Origin of the sequence: Streptosporangium sp. NPDC002524 (genome assembly GCF_040295985.1) — a bacterium.
Taxonomy (GTDB): domain Bacteria; phylum Actinomycetota; class Actinomycetes; order Streptosporangiales; family Streptosporangiaceae; genus Streptosporangium.
Window position 1 is genome coordinate 354,892 of sequence record NZ_JBEOWK010000002.1, and the last position, 20,594, is coordinate 375,485.

17 protein-coding genes are annotated in these 20,594 nt (G+C 72.3%); 6 read left to right on the forward strand and 11 right to left on the reverse strand.

What is annotated here, in order from left to right; all coding sequences use genetic code 11:
- Positions 1-80 precede the first annotated feature (80 nt).
- Positions 81-1,049, reverse strand: a complete 969-nt coding sequence (locus ABT053_RS04185) for a GlxA family transcriptional regulator (RefSeq protein ID WP_350967379.1) — start codon at positions 1,047-1,049, stop codon at positions 81-83.
- A 201-nt stretch (positions 1,050-1,250) separates the two neighbouring features.
- Positions 1,251-2,225: a hypothetical protein gene (locus ABT053_RS04190; protein WP_350967380.1), complete on the reverse strand. Its 975-nt coding sequence runs from the start codon at positions 2,223-2,225 to the stop codon at positions 1,251-1,253.
- Positions 2,226-2,869: 644 nt separating this feature from the next.
- Between ABT053_RS04190 and ABT053_RS04195 the strand changes: the two genes are divergently transcribed.
- From ABT053_RS04195 to ABT053_RS04205, 3 genes are all read left to right on the forward strand, one after another.
- Positions 2,870-3,472 carry a class I SAM-dependent methyltransferase gene (locus ABT053_RS04195; protein WP_350967381.1) on the forward strand — a complete coding sequence of 201 codons (603 nt, stop codon included), beginning with the start codon at positions 2,870-2,872 and terminating at the stop codon, positions 3,470-3,472.
- A gap of 407 nt (positions 3,473-3,879) precedes the next feature.
- Entirely contained in the window at positions 3,880-4,215 is a 336-nt protein-coding gene (locus ABT053_RS04200; protein ID WP_350967382.1) for an ArsR/SmtB family transcription factor, read from the forward strand.
- Complete coding sequence (locus ABT053_RS04205; protein WP_350967383.1) at positions 4,215-4,934, forward strand: cation efflux transmembrane domain-containing protein; 720 nt, start codon at positions 4,215-4,217, stop codon at positions 4,932-4,934. The genes ABT053_RS04200 and ABT053_RS04205 overlap by 1 nt, the downstream gene beginning before the upstream one ends.
- A 30-nt stretch (positions 4,935-4,964) precedes the next feature.
- Here the strand turns inward: ABT053_RS04205 and ABT053_RS04210 are convergent, their stop codons facing one another.
- The gene (locus ABT053_RS04210) at positions 4,965-5,909 is read right to left on the reverse strand and encodes a LysR family transcriptional regulator (RefSeq protein WP_350967384.1); all 945 of its coding nucleotides are present in this window, start codon (positions 5,907-5,909) and stop codon (positions 4,965-4,967) included.
- Positions 5,910-5,980: 71 nt separating this feature from the next.
- Between ABT053_RS04210 and ABT053_RS04215 the strand changes: the two genes are divergently transcribed.
- Positions 5,981-6,856 (forward strand): dihydrodipicolinate synthase family protein, encoded by an 876-nt coding sequence (locus tag ABT053_RS04215; RefSeq protein ID WP_350967385.1) that lies wholly within the window; start codon positions 5,981-5,983, stop codon positions 6,854-6,856.
- 158 nt (positions 6,857-7,014) lie between these two features.
- Here ABT053_RS04215 and ABT053_RS04220 read toward each other — a convergent pair whose 3' ends face one another.
- The gene (locus ABT053_RS04220) at positions 7,015-7,899 is read right to left on the reverse strand and encodes an SDR family oxidoreductase (RefSeq protein ID WP_350967386.1); all 885 of its coding nucleotides are present in this window, start codon (positions 7,897-7,899) and stop codon (positions 7,015-7,017) included.
- Positions 7,900-8,101: 202 nt separating this feature from the next.
- On the reverse strand, positions 8,102-9,361 hold the full coding sequence (locus ABT053_RS04225; protein ID WP_350967387.1) for an MFS transporter: 1,260 nt from the start codon (positions 9,359-9,361) through the stop codon (positions 8,102-8,104).
- A gap of 79 nt (positions 9,362-9,440) precedes the next feature.
- Between ABT053_RS04225 and ABT053_RS04230 the strand changes: the two genes are divergently transcribed.
- Positions 9,441-10,340: a LysR family transcriptional regulator gene (locus ABT053_RS04230; RefSeq protein WP_350967388.1), complete on the forward strand. Its 900-nt coding sequence runs from the start codon at positions 9,441-9,443 to the stop codon at positions 10,338-10,340.
- A gap of 62 nt (positions 10,341-10,402) precedes the next feature.
- Here the strand turns inward: ABT053_RS04230 and ABT053_RS04235 are convergent, their stop codons facing one another.
- The 5 genes from ABT053_RS04235 to ABT053_RS04255 all read right to left on the reverse strand — a co-directional run bounded on the left by ABT053_RS04235 (position 10,403) and on the right by ABT053_RS04255 (position 17,308).
- Complete coding sequence (locus ABT053_RS04235; RefSeq protein WP_350967389.1) at positions 10,403-11,155, reverse strand: hypothetical protein; 753 nt, start codon at positions 11,153-11,155, stop codon at positions 10,403-10,405.
- A 307-nt stretch (positions 11,156-11,462) separates the two neighbouring features.
- Positions 11,463-12,584 carry a substrate-binding domain-containing protein gene (locus tag ABT053_RS04240; protein WP_350967390.1) on the reverse strand — a complete coding sequence of 374 codons (1,122 nt, stop codon included), beginning with the start codon at positions 12,582-12,584 and terminating at the stop codon, positions 11,463-11,465.
- Positions 12,585-12,649: 65 nt separating this feature from the next.
- Positions 12,650-13,948 (reverse strand): multiple monosaccharide ABC transporter permease, encoded by a 1,299-nt coding sequence (gene mmsB / locus ABT053_RS04245; protein WP_350967391.1) that lies wholly within the window; start codon positions 13,946-13,948, stop codon positions 12,650-12,652.
- On the reverse strand, positions 13,945-15,465 hold the full coding sequence (gene mmsA / locus ABT053_RS04250; protein WP_350967532.1) for a multiple monosaccharide ABC transporter ATP-binding protein: 1,521 nt from the start codon (positions 15,463-15,465) through the stop codon (positions 13,945-13,947). The genes mmsB and mmsA overlap by 4 nt, the downstream gene beginning before the upstream one ends.
- Positions 15,466-16,294: 829 nt before the next feature.
- Entirely contained in the window at positions 16,295-17,308 is a 1,014-nt protein-coding gene (locus tag ABT053_RS04255) for a LacI family DNA-binding transcriptional regulator (protein ID WP_350967392.1), read from the reverse strand.
- Between the two features lie 502 nt (positions 17,309-17,810).
- Between ABT053_RS04255 and ABT053_RS04260 the strand changes: the two genes are divergently transcribed.
- Positions 17,811-18,701: a hypothetical protein gene (locus ABT053_RS04260; protein ID WP_350967393.1), complete on the forward strand. Its 891-nt coding sequence runs from the start codon at positions 17,811-17,813 to the stop codon at positions 18,699-18,701.
- A 180-nt stretch (positions 18,702-18,881) separates the two neighbouring features.
- On the opposite strand, the gene ABT053_RS04265 is transcribed toward ABT053_RS04260, so the two are convergent.
- Entirely contained in the window at positions 18,882-20,450 is a 1,569-nt protein-coding gene (locus tag ABT053_RS04265; protein WP_350967394.1) for a protein kinase domain-containing protein, read from the reverse strand.
- Between the last annotated feature and the right edge of the window lie 144 nt (positions 20,451-20,594).

Consider the following 20,594-nt stretch of genomic DNA (forward strand, 5'->3'; position numbering starts at 1 on the left):
TGGGCTCCCCGGGCTCCCCGAGCTTCCTGAACTCCCCGGGCTCCTCGGGCTTCCCGAGCTCCCCGGGTTCCCGGGATTCCTCAGCCGGGGTCCTGGGTCCGGGCCTGGCGGTAGCGGGTGGGGGAGACGCCGAACTCGGTGACGAACGACTGCCGGAGGCTCTCGGTGGAGCCGAACCCGCACCGGGCCGCGATGTCCGCCACGGAGAGCGACGACGAGACGAGGAGCTGCTCGGCCGCCCGCGTACGTGTCTGCCTGACGAAACGACCGGGGGTCTTGCCCAGGTGTTCCAGGCTGAGCCGGGTCAGGTGGCGTTCGCTCACGTTCAGCTGGGCGGCCAGCGTCGCGGGGCTCAGATCACCGTCGAGGTTGCTGACGACGTGGTCGACCACCTGCCGGACCAGCGGATGCTCCGGCGGGGGCGCGCCCACGAACATGCTGATCTGCGCCTGGTCGCCGGGCCGCTGCAGGTAGGCCACCAGGGCACGCGCCACGAAGCGGGCCAGGCGAGGGCCGTGGTCCTCCTCGACGAAGGCGAGCGTCAGGTCCAGGGCGCTGGTGACGCCGGCCGCGGTCGACACGTGCCCCTCGCGGATGTAGAGCGGGCACGGGTCGACGATGACGTTGGGATGGTGGGCGGCGAGCGTTCCCGCGTACCTCCAGTGCGTGGTGGCGCGGCGCCCGTCCAGCAGCCCGGCGGCGGCCAGCAGGGTGGCGCCCGTGCACACCGACGCCACCCGCCGGCTGACCGCGGCCAGCCGGCGGATGTGCGCCAGGAACACGGGGTTGCCCGCGGCGGCCTCGTGCCCGACCCCGCCGGAGACGACCAGGGTGTCGAGCGGCCCGGTGATGCGTTCGAGGGCTATCTGGCCCTCCAGCGTCAGGCCCGAGTCACAGGACAACGGGCCGCCACCCGAGGTGGCGAGACGTATCCGGTAGGGGGGATCCGCTCCCAGCTGGTTGGCCATGTGGAGCGGCGTGGTCACCGAGGCGATGTCCAGCAGCTCCGACTGGGGATACCCGATCACGACGGTCAGGCGCTCGTCCATAGGTGCCCATCCTGTCGAGGAACCGACACGGATCCCGATTTTACCGACGTTCACCGACAAGACTGTGGCTGATCACGCTTCGCGCGACCGACCGACCGACCGGCCGGTGGATCGGAGAGGCGAGGGGAAGGCCGCGCGGCCACCGGGGCCGCGATGTGCGCCGACCGCGGCTCGTCGCGGCTCGTCGCGGACGACCGTGGATCACCGCTTCGTCAGGCTGCCTACGCTGAGCAGGAAGTTCCCACCGCGTTCGTCGACACCGGCCATGACCGACGCCTGCTGCCCGCCGTCGCTCGCGATCGTCCAGAACGAGAGTGTGGTGGTTCCCAGCGCGGTCTCGCAGGTCTGGACGGCCGGTTCGAGTTTGGCCGTGTTCCCGCGTGCGGTGAGCGTCCAGTCGCATCCGTTCTCGGTCCGTGCCCTCATGACGTTCTTGCGGCCGCTCGTGAACGTGACGAGACCCTGCTGCGGCGTCTGGACCGACCGCACCTGGCCGTCCGGGTCGGTGTACCGGGTGGTGAGAAGGTTCACGCGGGACCGCGGGTCGGACGCGTCGTACCGCCACGTTCCCGGAAAGACCCTGCGGGCCTGGGCCCAGGCGCCTCCCGTCACCTTGGTGCGGCTGCCCTTGTCGAGCCGGAACTCGTAGTCGCCGTTCGGCTGGTGGCTGACGGCGACGATGGCCTCCCGCTCGCGGTTCCCGGACACGGTGACCGACCACTTCGTGATGGTGTACGCCGAGCCGATGACATGGTTGAAGCAGTTCTGGGACGGGGGATCCAGTTCCAGCGAGGTGGGGCGCACCGCGAACGTCCACGTGCACCCCCGGTCGGTACGCCCCACGACCCCGCCGCCGGCCGCCCTGGAGAACACGATGTCCCCGATCTGCGGGACGTGGATCGGCGGGGTCGGAGAGCAGGTCGTGCTCCCCTCGGGGCAGCTGATGACCGCGACGTTCCGCATGCTCTCGCGTACGGGCTGGTCGTAGTTCCACGTCCCCAGGTACCGGTGCGGGTTCCCGGTCTGCGCCTGGGCGGGCCACGACCCCGCGACGCCGACGGCGATCCAGGCCATCAGGGACAGGGACAGGGACAGGGACAGTGACAGGGCGACGACCAGTGGCGCCGGACGCGCCGGCAGACGCCGGCGCCGGGTCGTGACACGCGTGTCGAGCATGGGATGCCTCCTGTGGGGGTGCGCTGAAACGGTGGCGAGAGCCACCGCGAGGGCCGACGCCGGGCGGTGCCGTGTGCCGTGTGGCGTGTGCCGTGTGGCGTGTGCGGTGTGCCGTGCGCCCGTTGCGATCAACCGCGAATCAGCACTTTACGGACGGGCCACATCCCCCTCATCGGCGCTGCGTCCCATCTTCGGGATACTCCCCGTGCCGTAGAGCGGCCGGATCCTCGTCCTGGCGCCGTACGGGCGGGTTCCTCCCCGGGGGACGACCGTGTCCGGTGAGCCGGGGAGGACCGCGCCCCATGCGCCGCCGGGCCGCGATCCGCTGTGCCCGGGTCCCTCGGGCGGTTACGTGTCCATCCGCTCCGCGTGGAGAGGCGCCACCGGCCGAGGGTGCCTCTCCACGCGGCGGCGACCCCCCGGAGGAGGCCGAGCGTCAGGTCGTCCTTCAGGTCGGGCAGGGTGACGGAGCCCAGGTCCCAGTCCTCCAGGGGGCCGGCGTGGAATACCAGCAGGGGTGAGGTATTCGGTGAGCAAGACGACGGCGACGAGGCCGGGGGCGGCGCCGACGGCCTTGAGCAGTCCCATCCGGCGGGTCTGCCGGGCGGCGCGTCCCGCCGTCAGATGTTCGGCAGGATGATCGCATGACGGTGAAGGACGACAGGCGATGGAACCACAACATCCACTACCACCCCCGTGTCCTCCGGGCGGTTCCCGGCAGCGCCCGGCGCGCTCTCGACATCGGCTGCGGCGAGGGCATGCTCGCCCGCGAGCTGCGGCGGGCCGTACCGCACGTCACCGGCATCGACCTCGACGCGCCCAGCATCGACCAGGCCCGCGAGCACCCGGACGACGTCGACTACGTCCTCGGTGACTTCCTCACCCACCCCTTCGAGCCCGCCTCGTTCGACGTCGTCGCGTCCGTGGCCACCCTGCACCACGTGGACGCCGCCACGGGGCTGGCCCGCATGCGTGACCTTTTGCGCCCCGGCGGGGTCCTGGCCGTCGTCGGGCTCGCCCGCAGCTCCATGCCCCGCGACCTGCCGCGCGACCTGGCCGGGGTCGCCGTGGGCACCTTCCACCGCGTCGTGAAGGGGCACTGGGAGCATCCGTCCCCCATTGTGTGGCCGCCGCCGGTGACCTATCCGCAGATGCGAGCGCTGGCCGCCGAGATCCTGCCCGGCTCCCGGTACCGCCGCCACCTGCTGCTGCGCTACAGCATCACCTGGCGCAAGCCGCGGGCCTGAGCGGGCCCGCCCGCGCCGGGGCGTTGAGCCCCTTCGGGGGGCCTGGCTGCCGCCGGTGACACGACGCGCGGCCTTTTCAAGTACGGCCCTTCCATGTGCGGTCCTTCCAAGCACGGCCTTTCCAAGCACGGCCTTTCACGCGCGGTCCTTCCACGCGCGGTTCTTTCAAGCGCGGTTCTTTCAAGCGCGCTCGCTTGAAGAGGGTCCGTCTCAAGCGCGCTCGCGACGCGCGACCCCTTCGGGAACGCCCGGCCGCTGCCGGTGACCCCGCGCCCGGCCGTTGCCGACACTCCTTACCCCTCCGCGTCCCTTACCCCTCCGCGTCCGGCCGGCATCGGTCATCTCGGTCACCGGGCGATCATTGATACACCATTTCCTGAATTCAGGATTCCATGTACCGTGAGCGTATGCTGACGATCGCTTCCGAGGTCGAGGTGCTCGCGCGGTTCGGCCGGGCGCTGGCCGATCCGATCCGTTGCCGGATCCTGCTCGCGTTGCGCGAGGCTCCGGCCCACCCCGCCGACCTGGCCGAGAGACTGGGCGTCTCCCGCACCCGGCTGTCCAACCATCTGGCCTGCCTGCGCGACTGCGGCCTGGTGGTCGCCGTGCCGGTCGGCCGCCGCGCCCGATACGAGCTGGCCGACGTGCGGCTCGGGCACGCGCTGGACGACCTGCGCGCCGCGGTGGTCGCCGTCGCCACCGACGCCACCTGCCCGGACGCGGGCGAGAAGGGCTGCTGCTGATGGCCGCCGTCACACTCGGTCCCGGCCCGGCCCGTCGCGCCCTGCTGACCCGGCGGATCCGGCTGCTGGTGGCCGCGACCATCACCTACAACGTGATCGAGGCGGTCGTGGCCATCACGGCCGGGACCCTCGCCTCCTCCGCCGCGCTGATCGGGTTCGGGCTGGACTCCGTCGTCGAGGTCGCCTCGGCCGCCGCCGTCGCCTGGCAGTTCAGCGCCGCCGACCCCGGGCGGCGGGAGAGGAGCGCGCTGCGCGTGATCGCGCTCTCCTTCTTCGCGCTGGCCGCCTATGTCAGCTTCGACGCCGTACGCGCCCTGTTCGGCCAGGGTGAGGCCGGGCACTCCACCGCCGGCATCGTCCTGGCCGCCCTGTCGCTGCTGGTCATGCCGTTCCTGTCCCACGCGCAGCGGCGGGCCGGCCGTGAGCTCGGCTCCGCCTCCGCGGTGGCCGACTCCAAGCAGACCCTGCTGTGCACCTACCTGTCTGCGGTGCTGCTGGTCGGCCTGGTGCTCAACAGCACCCTCGGCTGGTCCTGGGCCGACCCGATCGCGGCCCTGGTCATCGCCGCGGTGGCGGTCAGGGAGGGCCGCCAGACCTGGCGCGGCGACACCTGCTGCGCCCCCGTCCCGCAGCCCACCGGCCCAACCACCCCCGTCACCCTCACCGGCCCGGCCGCGGAAACCTGCTCCGACGGCTGTTGTCCCGCACAGCCGGGGTAGCCGTACCGCCCAAGACGCCCGGCGAGGCGCTCACCGGTCGAGGTAGGCCCTGGTGGAGGCGCGGAGGGCGGTGACGCACGCGGCCACGGCCGGATGGGTGGCCGCGCCCCGCCGGTAGGCGACGCGGGTTCGCCGGCGGGCGGCGAGCGGGACGAGGCGCACCCCGGCCGGTGGCAGCGCCGTGGCGAGCCGCGGCACGAGCGAGACACCCTGGCCCGCCGCCACCAGCGCGAGCACCGCGGCGAAGTCGTCGGCGTGGTGCCGTACCAGCGGGATGAAGCCGGCCGTGCGGCAGACCCGCAGCGTGACGGCGTGGCAGGCGGTGCCGGGGCTGCCCACGATCCAGGCGGCGTGCCGGGCGTCGCCGACCGGGTCGGCGCCGGGGTCACTGCCGGGGCCGGTGGCGGAACCGGAACCGGAACCGGTGCCGGGGGCCACGCCGGTGGCGGGCATGGCGAGGAACACCGTCTCGTCCAGCAGCGGCACCGCGTCGAGCGCGGGGTCGGGCTCGACCGGCATGACGTCGTAGTCGTTCACCAGGGCCACGTCCAGCCGCCGTTCGCGCAGCGCCTCGGGCACGGCGACCGGGTCGAGCTCGGTCACCATCAGTTCGAGGCCGGGATGGTCGAGCCCCAGCGTGACCAGCGCGCCCGGCAGGAGGGTGCGGACGGCGCTGGGGAACGCGCCGATGCGCAGCGGGCCGACAGGCTCGCCGCGTGCCGTGGCCAGCGCGGCACCGGCGTCGTCGAGGGCGGCCAGCACGGTCTCGGCGTGCCGCACGAGGACGACACCGGCCGGGGTGAGGACGACCCGGCGCCCGGTCCGCTCCAGCAGCGGCACGCCCGCCTCGCGTTCCAGCACGGCCAGCTGCTGGGAGACGGCCGAGGGGGTGTACGTGTGCGACCTGGCCACGGCGGCGATCGTACCCAGCCGTGCCAGGTCACGCAGCAGGCGCAGCCGCCGGACATCGAGCATAAGCTCAGCTTACGGGTTCGTGTACAAACCTGAACTGGACCTTGCCGATCGGGGCGGAGCACCCTGGACCCATGACGCTCACCGGCCTGTACGTGCCCCTGATCACCCCGTTCGACGACGCCGGAGCCGTGGCTCTCGACGCGCTGGAGGCTCTCGCGCACCGGATCGTGGACGACGGGGCGACCGGTCTGGTCGCGCTGGGCACCACCGCGGAGCCCGGCGCGCTCAGCGGCCCGGAGCGGCGGGCCGTGGTGGACCTCGCGGCCCGGGTCTGCGCGGAACGCGGCGCGCGGCTCCTGGTGGGCGCCGCCACCCCGCCGGAACTGGACGCGCTGCGGGACCGGCCGGAGGTGACGGCGGCGCTGAGCCTGGTACCGCCGTTCACGCGTCCGGGCGAGGCCGGGGTGCTGGCCCACTTCCGCCGTCTCGCGGCCGGTCCCGTACCGCTCGTGGTCTACCACGTCCCGTACCGGACCGGGCAGTGCCTGTCGGCGGACGCGGTGCGGCGGCTGGCCGCGCTGCCCGGTGTGGTGGGCGTCAAGTACGCGGTCGGCGGGATCGACGACGACACCGTCGCGCTCATGGCCGATCTCCCGGACGGCTTCGCGGTGCTGGGGGGCGACGACGTGTTCGTCTCGCCGCTGCTCGCGCTCGGCGCGCACGGCGCGGTCCTGGCCTCGGCGCACGTGGCGACCGCGCGGTTCGCGGAGCTTGTCGAGGCGTGGCGTACCGGCGACGTGGCACGGGCGCGACCTCTCGGGCACCGCCTCGCGGCCCTGTCCGCGGCGCTGTTCGCCGAGCCCAACCCCGCCGTGGTCAAGGCGGTCCTGCACGCGCGCGGCGTCATTCCCACCGCCGCGGTCCGGCCGCCGCTCCTGCCGGCCCGCCCGGACACCACGCGGGCCGCGCTGCGCCACGCCGGAGCCCCGCTCCCCGCCCCGGCCTGACCGGCGACCCCGATCCGCCGACGCCCGCTTACCGGCGGCGCCGAGGCGCGGAGATCTCGCGGCCGACCGGCTGCCTGGCTGACCGGCTGACCGGCCGGCCGACCGTCTGACCGGCGGATCGGCGGGTCGGCGGGTCGGCGGGTCGGCGGATCGCGGTCTCAGTCGTCACCGGCCGGGGTGAACGCCGCGGCGTGGTCACGGGCGAAGTCGGAGACGTCGCGCGGGGGGCGGCCGAGAAGGCCGGCGACCGTGCCGGTGGTGAGGTCCCCCCAGCCGGAGGCGTACGCCCGCGCGTACTCCTCGAGCATGTCGGCGATCCATCCCGGAACGCCGTGGCCGAGCAGTGTCCCGCGCCTGGCGTCGTCGCCGACCGGCAGGTAGGTGACGGACCTGCCGAGAGCGCGCCCCAGCTCGCGGGCGACCTCGTCGAACGTGAGCGAGCGCGGGCCGGTGAGGGTGTAGGTCTGGCCGTGGTGGCGATCGGGGTCGTCGAGGAGCACGCGGGCGGCGCACTCGGCGAGGTCGCGCACGTCGATCATGCCGATCCGCGCCGAGGCCATGTTCAGCGAGAACGTGCCGGTGGCGGCGACGTCGCCCGCCTCGTTCAACAGGTTCTGCATGAACCAGTGCGGACGCAGGATCGTCCAGCGCATGCCGCACCGCTCGGTCTCCCGGTCGGACAGCGCGTGCAGCCTGCCGCTGCGGTTCGGCGCGTCGTGCGCCGCGCCGACGACGGACAGGCGCACGACGCGCTCCACACCGGCCCGGCGCGCGGCCCACACGGCGTTCATGGCGTTCTCCGGGGCGCGCGGGCCGTTCGGGGTGAGCAGCCACACGTCCTGCACGCCCTCGAAGGCGGGCGCCAGCGACCGGGCGTCGTCGAGGTCGCCGACGAAGACCTCCGCGCCCCGCTCGCGCGGGCCGTCCGCTCCGGACCCCTCGCGGACGAGGGCACGAAGGTCCACATCGGCTCCTGCCAGCGCTTTCGTCAGCGCGGTGGACACGGTTCCGGTGGCCCCGGTGATCAGTACGGTGCGTGTCACGCTCGTTCTCCCTCGGTGGTTGGTAGTTGGCGGTGGTGGTGCGGGCCGGGTCGCGTCGGTGAATCGGTGGTCGCGGGCGTCCCGGCCACCACGTGACCACCCGCGCTTCCTGCCGTTCCGGAAGCTCCGGACGCGATGACGCGCGTGGCCCGGGTCCCCGGATCAGCCGGACGAGGTGGCCGGTGCGGCCGGTGCCGGGGCGTCATTTTGCCGGTGCGGCCGGTGCCGGGGCGTCATTTTGGTGGGCCGGGGACTTCGGGGGCCTGCCCGCCGACCGGCCGGTGGTGACGCGTTCCAGGACCCAGAGCACGACGGTCCCGGCCGAGAGGGTGGCGCCCAGGAGGCACACGCCGGTCCAGCCGGCGTTCACCCAGACGACCGAGGTCAGCGCGGAGCCCGCCGCGCCGCCGAGGAACAGGGAGGTCATGAAGGCGGAGTTGATCCGGTTGCGGGCCTCGGGCCGGAGCGCGTAGAGGACGTTCTGGCTGCTGTTGAGCACCGCCTGGTGCGCCAGGTCCAGCACGATCACGCCGACGAGCAGCCAGGCCAGCGAGCGTGCCCCCGCCGCGATCGCCGACCAGGAGGCCAGCAGCAGGATCGTCCCGGCGCCGGTCACGAGCTGGACGTGCCCGCGGTCGGACAGCCGCCCCGCCACCGTGGCGGTCAGCGCGCCCGCGACACCGACCAGGGCGAACAGGCCGACGGCCGACTCCGTCCAGCCGTACGGCGCCCGTACCAGCAGGAAGGTCAGGGCCGTCCACAGCACGCTGAACGAGGCGAGGCCCAACGCGCCGACACCCGCCCGCCACCGCAGCAACGGCTCGTGGCGGAACATCGCGACCGTCGAACGCAGCAGCCCGGCATAGGACAGGCGTCCCCCGTCCCGGCCGAGCCGGGGCAGGAAGACACGCAGCAGCACGGCCATCAGCGCCATCAGGACCGCGTTCACCCAGTAGACCGTCCGCCAGCCGCCCAGCTCCGACAACGCCCCGGACGCGGTCCGCGCCAGCAACAGGCCGAGCATCAGCCCGGTCATCACCGTGCCGACCACCCGGCCCCGCTCGGCCGGGTCCGCCAGCGTCGCCGCGAACGGCACCACCACCTGCGCTCCGACCGAGGTCAGCGCGGTCAGGGCCGTACCGGCCAGGAGCACCGTGCCGTCGGCCGCGGTGGCAGACACCAGCAGGAAGACCGCGGTCGCCGCGTAGAGCGACACCGCGAGCCGGCGCCGCTCCATCAGATCGCCGAGCGGCACCAGCAGGACCAGCCCCAGCGCGTACCCGCCCTGCGCGGCCGTCACCACCAGCGCCGCCGACGACGGCCCGATCCCCAGTTCCCGGCCGATCAGGTCGAGCAGCGGCTGCGCGAAGTAGTTTCCCGCGACCGCCAGCCCGGTCGCCGCCGACATGAGCAGCAGCAGCCCGCGCGCCAGGCCGCCGTCCGTGTGAGGTCTCGTCGTCATGCGCCCAGCTTCGGCAATGAACGATCGATGAGTCCAACACATGTTTGTCATCGGACCGATCGTGCATCACGATTGATCCGTGGAGCTCCAGCAGATGCGTTACGTCGTCGCCGTCGCGGAGACGAGCAACTTCACCCGCGCCGCCGAGCGGTGCCTGGTCGTCCAGTCCGCGCTGAGTCACCAGATCGCCCGGCTGGAACGCGAGCTGGGCGCCAAGCTGTTCGACCGCACCAGCCGCCGCGTCCGGCTGACCCCCGCGGGCGAGGCGTTCCTCCCCGCGGCCCGTCAGGCCCTCGACGCCGCCGAACGAGCCCGCGCCGAGGTGGCCGCCGCCGCCGGTGAGATCCGGGGCCGGCTCGCCGTCGGCGCCATTCCCACCGTCGCGGCGGTCGACCTCCCCACCGCGCTGAAGCGGTTCCACCTGCGGCACCGGCAGGTGCGGATCAGCCTCCGCTCGGGCGCGAGCGAGGAGCTGACCGAACGGGTGCGGCAGGGCACCCTGGACGTCGCGTTCCTGGGACTGCCGGTGGGCGTACGCCCCAGGGGTGTCCGTGGCCGCGAGCTGGCGCGCGGCGACCTCGTCGCCGCGGTGGCGCCCGGCCACCCGCTGGCGGTCACGGAACGGGTGGAGCTTCGGCAGCTGTCGGACGAACCGTTCGTCGACTTCCCGCCGGGCACCGCCGCGCGGGCCCAGACGGACGAGGCGTTCGCGGCGGCCGGAGTCCGGCGCGAGGTCGCCTTCGAGGTGACGAACATGGACTTCATGGCCCGCCTGATCCGGCAGGGACTGGGCATCGGGATGCTGCCCGCCGCCTTCGTGCCGGAACTCCCCGACCTGCCCGTCCTCCAGGTCCGTGACGCCCCCGCCCGCATGGAGCACCTCGTCTGGAGCGCCTTCCCCCCGTCGCCCGCCGCCGCGGCGTTCCTGTCCGGCCTCGGTGTCCAGGCGACGGAGTCCTCGGGGTCACCGGACTCGTGACGCCGGGTGCCCGGCCGATCGAGGGGGTGGGTCCGCCCGTGGTACCCGGGTGCCGGGGGTCCTCAGGGAACCGCGTCCAGCACCTGATCCGTCAGGGCCAGATACTCCTCGCGTGACAGGGCGCGCGCCTCGTACCCCAACGTGTTGCGTACGGCGAAGTGACGCGTTTTCTCCGGATCCCACTTGCCGGGCAGATGGACCAGAGGCCGGCCGGGCCCGCCGAACACGATCAGGCCACGGAGGTCCGGTTCGAGGGTGTAGCGCAGCAGCAGGTCGGCCTGGGAGATCAGGTGCGGGCCGTACTCCGACTCCAGCGCCGGCCCGCCGTTCCGGGAGAGGAGGCGGCAGGCCTGACCGTCCAGGCGCGGGAGCTCGCCGCCGCGGGCCACCCGGGGCCGGTTCAGCCGGGCATGGGCGCGGCCGGCTCGCATGTTCCGCCACATGTTTGTGATCATCCGGGCAAAGCGGATGCTGTTCGCCATGTCGAGCGGGTGCACGGGCGGAAGCGCCGAGTCGCGGGGTTCCGGGGGGCCGGTGGGGCGGGGGCCGTGCCAGCCCGAGGCGCGACGGGCCAGGGCGATCCTCGCCTCCGCGTCGATGGCGTACCGGCGGGACTCGCAGGCCAGCCCGTGGTCCCTGGCCAGCTCCTCCAGCTCGTGCCAGGGCATGGCCCCCGGCGCGGAGAACAGGACCAGTTCGTCCTCGTCCAGGACGGCCACGCCGTGCACCCTCCTGTCCTCGCAGGGGTGGCTGTAGGAGACGAGCGTCGCGGCCCGTCCGGCGAGTGCCCGGACACGTGCGGTCAGTTTGATCAATGTGCCCCGTCCTTGGCCGACTGCGGCCGGCACCTGGCCGATCGGTGCCGCCCGGTTCCCCGTTCGACAGGAAGGACGGACAGGGCGGACGTGAAGTTCCGGCCGGGCGGTGCCCCGGAAGGCCACCACCGGCCGCGCGGGAACGCCGGGGGTCGCCGTCGGTCGTGCGGGAACGCCGGGGGTTCGCCGCTGGTCGTGCGGGAATGCCGGAGCCGCCACCAGTGCGGCAACGCCGGAGACGAGTGTGGGCCCCCGGTCGTGAAGCTTCCGGGGACCCACGGGTGTGGCCGACTCCGGCCGGGCGCCGCTACTTCGTGAGCGGGGCCAGCTTGGGGTCGTTGGCGTACGCCTCCACGACGTTCTCCTTGGTCACGATCAGCGGCTCGAGCAGGTACGACGGGACGACCTTCACCCCGTTGTTGTACGACTTGGTGTCGTTGACCTGGGGTGCCTTGCCGGCCTGCAGGTCCTTGGCCATCTGGATGGTCTGCTTGACCAGCTCGCGGGTGTCCTTGTTGATCGTCGAGTACTGCTCACCGGCCACGATCGACTTGACCGACTCGACCTCCGAGTCCTGGCCGGTCACCACGGGCAGGTCCTTGCCGGCACCCTTGACGGAGGTGATGATGGCGCGGGCCAGCGTGTCGTTGGGGGAGAGCACCCCGTCGAGGGTCTTGCTGCCGTAGGTGGAGGTGAGCAGCGAGTCCATGCGGCGCTGGGCGTTCTCGGCCTTCCAGCCGTCGGTGGCGGTCTGCTTGACGTCGGTCTGGCCGGAGCCGACCACCACGCTGCCGTCGTCGATCTTCGGCTTGAGCACGTCCATCGCGCCGTCGAAGAAGACCGCCGAGTTGTTGTCGTCCGACGAGCCGGAGAACAGCTCGATGGTGTACGGGCCGTCGGCCTTCTTCGCCTTCATGCCGTCCAGCAGGGCCTGGCCCTGGAGCTGGCCGACCTTGAAGTTGTCGTACGCGATGTAGTAGTCGACCGCGTCGGTGTTCTTGATGAGCCGGTCGTAGGCGATGACGGTCGCGCCGCCCGCCTTGGCGGCCTCCACCTGGGTGCTCAGCTGCGCGGCGTCGGTCGCGCCGATGACGATGACCTTGGCACCCTTGGTGACCATGGCCGAGATCTGCGCCTGCTGGTCGGCGACGGTGGTGGAGGAGCCGGCGTACTGCACGTCGGACTTGAAGCCGGCCTCCTTCAGGCCGTCGGTGAACAGGCCACCGGCCAGGACCCAGTTCTCGGAGGTCTTCGACGGCAGCGCGACGCCGATCAGCGAGTCGGCGGGGAAGCCCTTCGCGGCCTCGGTGGAACCGGGGGAGGCGCCCGTACCGGCGGCGGGGGTCTGCGAGCGCTCGGAGGCGCAGGCGGTGAGCGACAGAAGCGCGATGGCCCCGGCCGCCACGCCCTTGACGAGGATATTGCGCATTTTCAGAGGTGCCCTTCTTCAAAGTGGGGCGGGGCGGAGGTCTTCCGTCCCGCCGGGGGTGGCCGTCAGCCGGCCACCGGACTCTTGCCGCGTTCCTGATCCGTTTCCGTGCCGGACGCCGGGCCGCTCGGCGCGTCCCGGCGGAACGGGCGCGTCAGCGATCCGATGACCGAGAAGCGTCCCTGCTTCTTGTTGTAGACGTCGAGCGCGACCGCGAGCAGCAGGACCAGGCCCTTGATGATCTGCACCCGGTCGGAGCCCACGCCCATCAGCTGCAGGCCGTTGTTGAGCACGGCCATGACGAGGCCGCCGACGATGGACCCGCTGATCGTGCCCAGGCCGCCGGAGACCGCCGCGCCGCCGATGAAGACGGCGGCGATCGCGTCCAGCTCCCAGCCGATGCCGTCCTGCGGCCCGGAGGCGGCCGAACGGGCGACGAAGATCATGCCGGCCAGCGCCGCCAGGACCGACATGTTCATCATCACCAGGAAGTTGACCCGCCTGAGCTTCACGCCGGACAGCTCGGCGGCCCTGGCGTTGCCGCCGACCGCGTAGATGTGCCGGCCGCCGGCCGTGTTGCGGGTGATGAACGCGTAGATCACGACCAGGACGCCGAGGATGATCCCGGAGATCGGGAAGCTGGTCCCGATCCGGCCGCCGGCGAACTGCAGGCTCGCGAACACCACCACGACGACCGGGACGGCGACCCGGATCGCCGAGATCCACATCGGGGCGACGTCGGCCCCCATCTCCCGCCGGGTCTTGCGGGCCTTCCACTCCCGGACCACCACCGCGACGCACACCAGCAGGCCGAGCAGGAGCGTGAGGTTGTTGTACCCGGTGTCGGGCCCGACCTCGGGCAGGAAGCCGGCGCCGATGACCCGGAAACCCTCGGGCACCGGGATGGTGTCGGCGTTGCCGATGTACTGGTTGCCGCCCCGGAACAGCATCATGCTGGCCAGGGTGACGATGAAGGCCGGCACCCCGACGTACGCCACCCAGAAGCCCTGCCAGGTGCCGATGAGGACGCCGACCGCCAGGCCGATCAGGATGGCGGGGAACCACGGCACCGAGTAGTCCTGCATCACCTTCGCGACCACGATGCCGACGAACGCGGCGATCGAGCCGACGGACAGGTCGATGTGCCCGGCGACGATGACCATCAGCATCCCGATGGCCAGGATCAGGATGTAGGAGTACTGGCTCACCAGCGAGATGAGGTTGCCGGAGTTCAGCGTCAGGCCGTCGGTCAGGATCTGGAACAGCAGGACGATCGCCACCAGCGTGAAGATCATCCCGAACTGCCGGGCGTTGGAGGTCGTCCCTCCGAACAGGGACTTCTGGAGTTCTTTCACACGGCTCATGGTCGGCGTGCCTTCTTCGCTGAGGTCATCTGCTTCATCAGGAGTTCCGGGTTGGCGTCTCGCCGGTCGATGTTGCCGGTGATGGTCCCCTCGAACACCGTGTAGATCCGGTCACACAGGCCGATCAGCTCGGGCAGCTCCGAGGAGATGACGATGACGCCCTTGCCCTGGTCGGCGAGCCGCTGGATGATGCCGTAGATCTCGTACTTCGCGCCCACGTCGATGCCCCGGGTCGGCTCGTCGAGGATGAGCAGGTCGGGGTCGGTGAACATCCACTTCGCCAGCACCACCTTCTGCTGGTTGCCGCCGGAGAGCTTGGTGACCCCCTCGTCGACCGTGGGGGCCTTGACCCGCAGGCTCGTCCGGTAGCCCTCGGCCGCCCTGTGCTCCCGCACCGGGTCGACCACGCCACGGGTGGAGACCTTGGACAGCTTCGCGGACACCATCGAGGTCTTGATGTCGTCGAGCAGGTTCAGGCCGATCGACTTGCGGTCCTCGCTGACGTACGCCAGGCCGTGCGCGATGGCGTCCGACACCGACCTCAGCACGATCTCCCGGCCGTCCTTGAAGATCTTCCCGGAGACGTACGTGCCGTACGACCGGCCGAAGACGCTCATCGCCAGCTCGGTGCGCCCGGCGCCCATCAGGCCGGCGAACCCGACGATCTCGCCGCGGCGCACGGTGAAACTGGAGTTCTTCACCACCAGGCGCTCGGCGGAGATCGGGTGCCGGACCGTCCAGTCGCGGACCTCGAAGAAGACCTCGCCGATCTCGGGGGTGTGGTCGGGGAAGCGGCTGTGCAGCTCCCGGCCGACCATGCCCCGGACGATCCGGTCCTCGTCGACGCCGTCCGCCTTGATGTCGAGGGTCTCGATCGTCCGGCCGTCCCGCAGGATGGTGATGGTGTCGGCGATCTGCTCGATCTCGTTGAGCTTGTGGGAGATGATGATCGAGGTGATGCCCCGCTGCTTGAAGTCGCGCAGCAGGTCCAGCAGGTGCTGGGAGTCGGCCTCGTTCAGCGCGGCGGTGGGCTCGTCGAGGATGAGGAGCTTCACGTCCTTGGCGAACGCCTTCGCGATCTCCACGAGCTGCTGCTTGCCCACGCCGATGTCCTTGATCAGCGTGTCCGGGTCCTCCTCCAGGCCGACCCGGGCCATCAGCTCCAGCGCCTGGCGGTTGGCGACCTTCCAGTTGATCACGCCGCCGCGGCCGGGCTCGTTGCCGAGGAAGATGTTCTCGGTGATGGACATCCCGGGCACCAGGGCGAGCTCCTGGTGGATGATCACGATGCCGGAGTTCTCGCTGGCCCGGATGTCGGAGAACCGGCTCTCGGTGCCCTGGTAGAGGATCTGGCCGGAGTAGGTGCCGTACGGGTGGACGCCGCTGAGCACCTTCATCAGGGTGGACTTGCCGGCGCCGTTCTCCCCGGCGATCGCGTGGATCTCGCCGGCCCGCACCACCAGGTTGACGTCGGAGAGCGCCTTGACGCCGGGGAACTCCTTGGTGATCGAACGCATCTCCAGCAGGACGGGCGCGCCGCTCACGACCGGCCCGCCCGGGTCGGGACCCGTGCCGGACACGGCCTCGGGACGGCGGCGTCGCCGTCTCTGGGCCGGCAGCGGGATCCGCGCGGGTCCGGCTGCCGGGGACCGCGCCAGGTCACCACCGACATGGTTGCCTCCGGGAGGTTCGTCATCAGTTCGTGCACTTCGCTGTGGCCTGAACCACATGTGGAAAGAGTGGGACTTTCCGCAGAATCTAAATTAATTCATCGTTCGCGCGATTCACTCGTGGGACGGTGACGCGTGCCGCCGCCCCGGTCGTACGCGCGCCGCCTCGTTCGCACGGGTGCCACCTCGTCGTGCGTGGTCACGCGCCGCGCCCGGCCGTCGTCGAGGGACGGGCCCGGCCACCTCGCCGTGCGGGCCGGTGACGGTGTCCGGCCGTCGCGCCGACCGGCGGGAGTTTCCGTGCCCGAGCGCGTTTCCAGGCCGTACGCGAGGCCGCGGGAGGGCGGGAGTCAGCGATCATAACGATTCCGGTTCCCTCCGATCGGCCATGACATCGTTGTCAACAGGCAGCGGGTAGAGACTCCACCCGCGTTACGGGCGTGTCAATTGGCCCCCTCCCAATGTGGCCATTTTGTAACGTATCGTGACGCCAAGTGAGATTTACGGCACACGATCCTCTCGCCGCTGCCGCTGCCGCTGCCGCTGCCGCTGCCGCTGCCGCTGCCGCTGCCGCTGCCGCCTGGCTCCCTCGCGGTCGTTCGGCTTTTCGCGGTGGCCCGGCTCCTCGCGGTAGCAAGGCTTTTCGCGGTGGCCCGGCTTTTCGCGGTGGCCCGGCTCAGCGCGGCGGGATGCCCCGGTCGACCAGCTTGGTGGGAAGCACCACGGTGCGCGGCCACGACCGGTCTCCCTCGATCCGCCGGAACAGCAGCTCGGCGGCGGTCCTGGCCAGCTCGCGGGTGTCGTAGGCGATCACCGTCAGCGGGTACGGCACCAGGCTGGCCATGTCGAAGTCGTCGAACCCGAGCAGCGCGGCGTCGCTGCCGCGCCGGTGCAGCTCCTCCACCACCCCGAGGGTGATCCGGTTGTTCAGGCTGAAGAAGGCGGTCGGCGGATCGGGCCGGTCGAGCAGCTCGGAGACGACCCGGGCCGCCGCCGCCGGATCACGGACGCCGTCGCGGACCAGCCGGGTGTCGTAGGGCGCCCCGGCCGGGGCCAGCGCGTCCTGCGCGCCGTCGAGCCGCTCGCGCATCGTGTAGACGCCGATCGAGTCGAGCAGGATGCCGATCCTGCGGTGGCCCGCCTCGACGAGCCTGCGCACCCCGGCCCGCGCGCCCCCGCGGTTGTCGAGCAGCACCGTGTCGGCGAGCAGCCCGCCGGCCGGCCGGTCGAGGAAGACGACCGGCGTGCCGAGCTCGACCTCGGCGCGCATGAACGAGTGGTCGTCGCCGGCAGGCACCACGAGCAGCCCGTCGACGCGTCGGGCGCACATGTCCCGCAGCAGCTGCCGCTCGCGCGCCGGGTCCTCCTCGGAGCTGGCGATGATGAGCATCGTGCCGCGCTGCCGGGCCACCTCGGCGGCGGTTCCCGCGATCGTCGCGTAGAACGGGTTGGCGATCTCCTCGATCAGCAGCCCGATCGTGGCGGTCGCCTGTCCCGAGCGCAGCGAGCTGGCCAGGTGGTTGCGGCGGAAGCCCAGCTCGGCCACGGCGGCGAGCACCCGCTCGACCAGCTCGGGCTGGACGTGCGGCGCGTTGTTCACGACCCGCGAGACGGTCTTCAGGCTCACTCCGGCCCGGGTCGCCACGTCCACCATGGTGGGCCGCCTCGTACGGCCGCCGTCGCTGGTCATGCCAGGAACCATACCGACACACCGTCTCACATGGTGACAACGTTGTCCGAATCTCTCGCCTGGTCACCGCCGAGGGTATCGCCGCCGGGCGCCGGGCAAGCGGCGGTCGCGCTCGTCGGCCGTGACGTCGCCTCGTCCGCGCGACCCCGCCGGGCGGCCCGGGAGGAGGTTCGGTTCCCGTGCGGACACGCGACCAGCACTTGACAACGTTGTCTCAGGAAAGGGAACGTCGGGCCGCGATCCACCCCCGGGTACGCCCCTCCGCGAGCCCACCATCCCTCACGTCCCGTCGGCGGCCTCCCGCATGGTCTGGGATTCATGTCCCGGCACCGGAGGCGACAAGGAGAGACCGCCGGGAGTCCGGGGGTCGGGACTCCGTGACTCGGGACTCCGGGACTCGCGACTTCGTGACTCGGGACTCTGGAATGCGCGACTCCGGGAGTTCGGGAACGAGAAAGCGGTGGGCAACCAGGTTGTAAGCGGACTTCGAAGAATGGGATCCATGACGGATCTCCCCTCGGCACGCCCCTTCGCGCCGGTACGGTACGGCGCCCTTCTCGTCCTCGCGCTGGTGACGTTCACCGGATGCGGTCTCACCGGCGGTGGGACCGGGAGCGGTGCCGCCGCTCCCGCGGAGGTGACGAGCAGCGCGACCCCCCAGGCGGAAACCACGGCAACCACGGCAACCAGGGCAACCGCCGGGGCCGGGGGCGGGGAGCAGGACCGGCCCTCGGCGGCCGTCGAACCCGGCGGCACCCTCTTCGACGGCAGCACGGTCTCGGCCGAGCTGACCCGCGCGGGGGAGAGGCACAGGTTCGCGCTGGACCTGGGCGACGCCAGGGAGTTCTACGTCACCGACATGGAGGGTGACGACATCCAGTTCCAGGTGTTCTCCGACGTCGACGACGAACCCCTGAGCCCGGCCGCCGTCAGTCTCAGCGCCGGTACGTCGCTCAGCAACAAGCTGACCAAGGTGGGCGGCCACCGGCTGGAGGTCTGGGGGAAAACCGACGTCATCGGGGCGTACAGCCTCCGGATCGCGACGGTGAAGGTCCGCACCTTCCCCGCGACGATCGGCCTGAAGATCGGTGAGGGCAGTCCTGCCGGGGCGGGGTCGCTGGACGTCCCCGGGCGGATCGACCGCTTCGAGTTCGACGCGGACGGCGCCACGACCATCAGGGTCGTCGCGGGCGGCGGACCGTGCACCGCCGTCGACGTCGAGATCTACGACGCCGCCGAGAAGAGCGTCGCCGACCCCCGGCAGCCCTACCCGCTGTGCGGCAACGAGTTCGACCTGTCGCTCCCGGGCGGGGACGGGCGCTACGCGCTGGTCGTCAGATCACCCGCGGCGAGGACCGGGACGTACTCCTTCCAGATCATGCGCGCCGGCTGAACGGTCCGGCCCGCAGCGAACCCCAGCGGGCCGGGCGATCGGGAAGGGAATGGACCGGGCTGTCCGAAGGGGGCAGGGGAGCGGGCCGGGTGACCCCGGGGAGAGCGGGAGAGCGGGCCGAATACCCAGGAAGGGTGCGGGCGAGGCGATCCGAGGAGGGCGGGGGAACGGGCCGGGCGATCAGGAGCGGCGCAGGCTTCCGTGGTACTCCAGCGAGCCCCCGCCCTCCTGCTTCACGCAGTCCAAGGTCTGGGAGTCCCTCAGCGTGAGGGTCATGTCCCCGCTCACGCACTGGTCGCGCTGCGCCACGGTCAGGTCGAGCACGGTGTCGCCCCGGACCCGGGTCGGCGTGACCCGCTGCTCGCAGTCGCCGGTCACCCACGTCCCGGCGGACCCGTCCCGGTTCAGGGTGATCGTGACGTCGGCGGTGCGCGCGCGGTCGTCCTGCGAGACGATCCTTCCCGCCCAGGTCCCCGCGAAGGCCGCCGGGATTCCGGCGCCCTCGGCCGTGGACGGCGCCGAGGCCGATCCGGAGACCGTTACCGGGCCGGCGGTCCCGCCGGGTTCCTCCAGGGGCGTCGCCCCGACGCCCGGGGAAGCGCCTCCGACGGTCCCCGTCGCGTACAGCACACCGATCGTCGCGAGACCCGCGACGACGACGGCGGCCACCGGGACGACCGCGCGCCCGGCCCGCCGGGTGGCCCGCTCGCCGCGCGGTGGCGTGGAGATCGCCGTGTCACGACCAGTCGTACCGGCCTCGCCGCGAGACGCGGGCCCGCGCGGGGGGAGGGCCGCCGCGTCCCGCGCGGGCTCGCCGGGCGGATGCCGCGCTGAGGGGTGCGTTCCGGACGGGACGGCCGCGGGCGGCGGCTCGGCCCGGGTGTGGCCGGGCCAGTCGTCGGGGACGTACGCGCTGGGGACCGGGCCGACGTCGGGAACCGTGACGGTGGAGGCCCCGGGGTCGACCAGGCGGACCAGGAGCGACCGGGCGGAGGGACGCGTCGCCGGGTCCTTGGACAGGCAGGCGGCCAGCACCTCGCGCAGCCCCCGGGGAACGCCGGAAAGGTCGGGATCCCGGGTGAGGATGCGGTTGAAGACCGCGGCGACGGTGTCACCGCCGAACGGCGACCTGCCGGTCGCGGCGTAGACCATGGTCGAGGCCCAGGCGAACACGTCGGCCGCGGGCGACCCGTGGACCCCGTTGAGCTGCTCGGGCGCCATGTAGGGCGGGGTGCCCGACAGCGCCGAGGAGGTCGTCCCGGCGTCGAGCGGCCGGGCGATGCCGAAGTCGACCACGCGCGGCCCGTCGGGGCCGAGAAGCACGTTGGCCGGCTTGAAGTCCCGGTGGACCACCCCGGCGCCGTGGATGGCCGCGAGGGCGGAGGCCGTGCCGACCGCGAGCCGGTCGAGGTCGCCGTCCCGCAACGGGCCGTTGTCGCGCACCCGTTCCTGCAGCGAGGGACCGGCGACGAACTCGCTCACCACGTAGGGGTCCGGCCGGTCGAGCTCGGCCGCCAGCACCCGGGCCGTGCAGAACGGGGCCACCCGGCGGGCCGACTCCAGCTCCCTGGCGAGCCTGCGGCGGACGTCCGGGCTCGCGCCGCCCTTGAGGACCTTGATCGCGACCCGGTCGCCGGACGCGCCCCATCCCTCGTAGACGATCCCCTGCCCGCCCTCGCCCAGGCGTCCCACGACCTGGAACGCTCCCAGCGTGCGCGGGTCGTCCGGCTCCAGCGGGCCAGCGGCCATGAGTTCCTCCATGCACGTCGGCGCGGGTGCCCAGCGTAACGACGGCGGCGGCCGGGCCGCCACGGCCCCGGCCACGGCCGCGTCCGGCGCCCGACCGGCAAGGCCGGACGGTGAGCGCAGACGGTGAGTGCGGATGGCGAACGC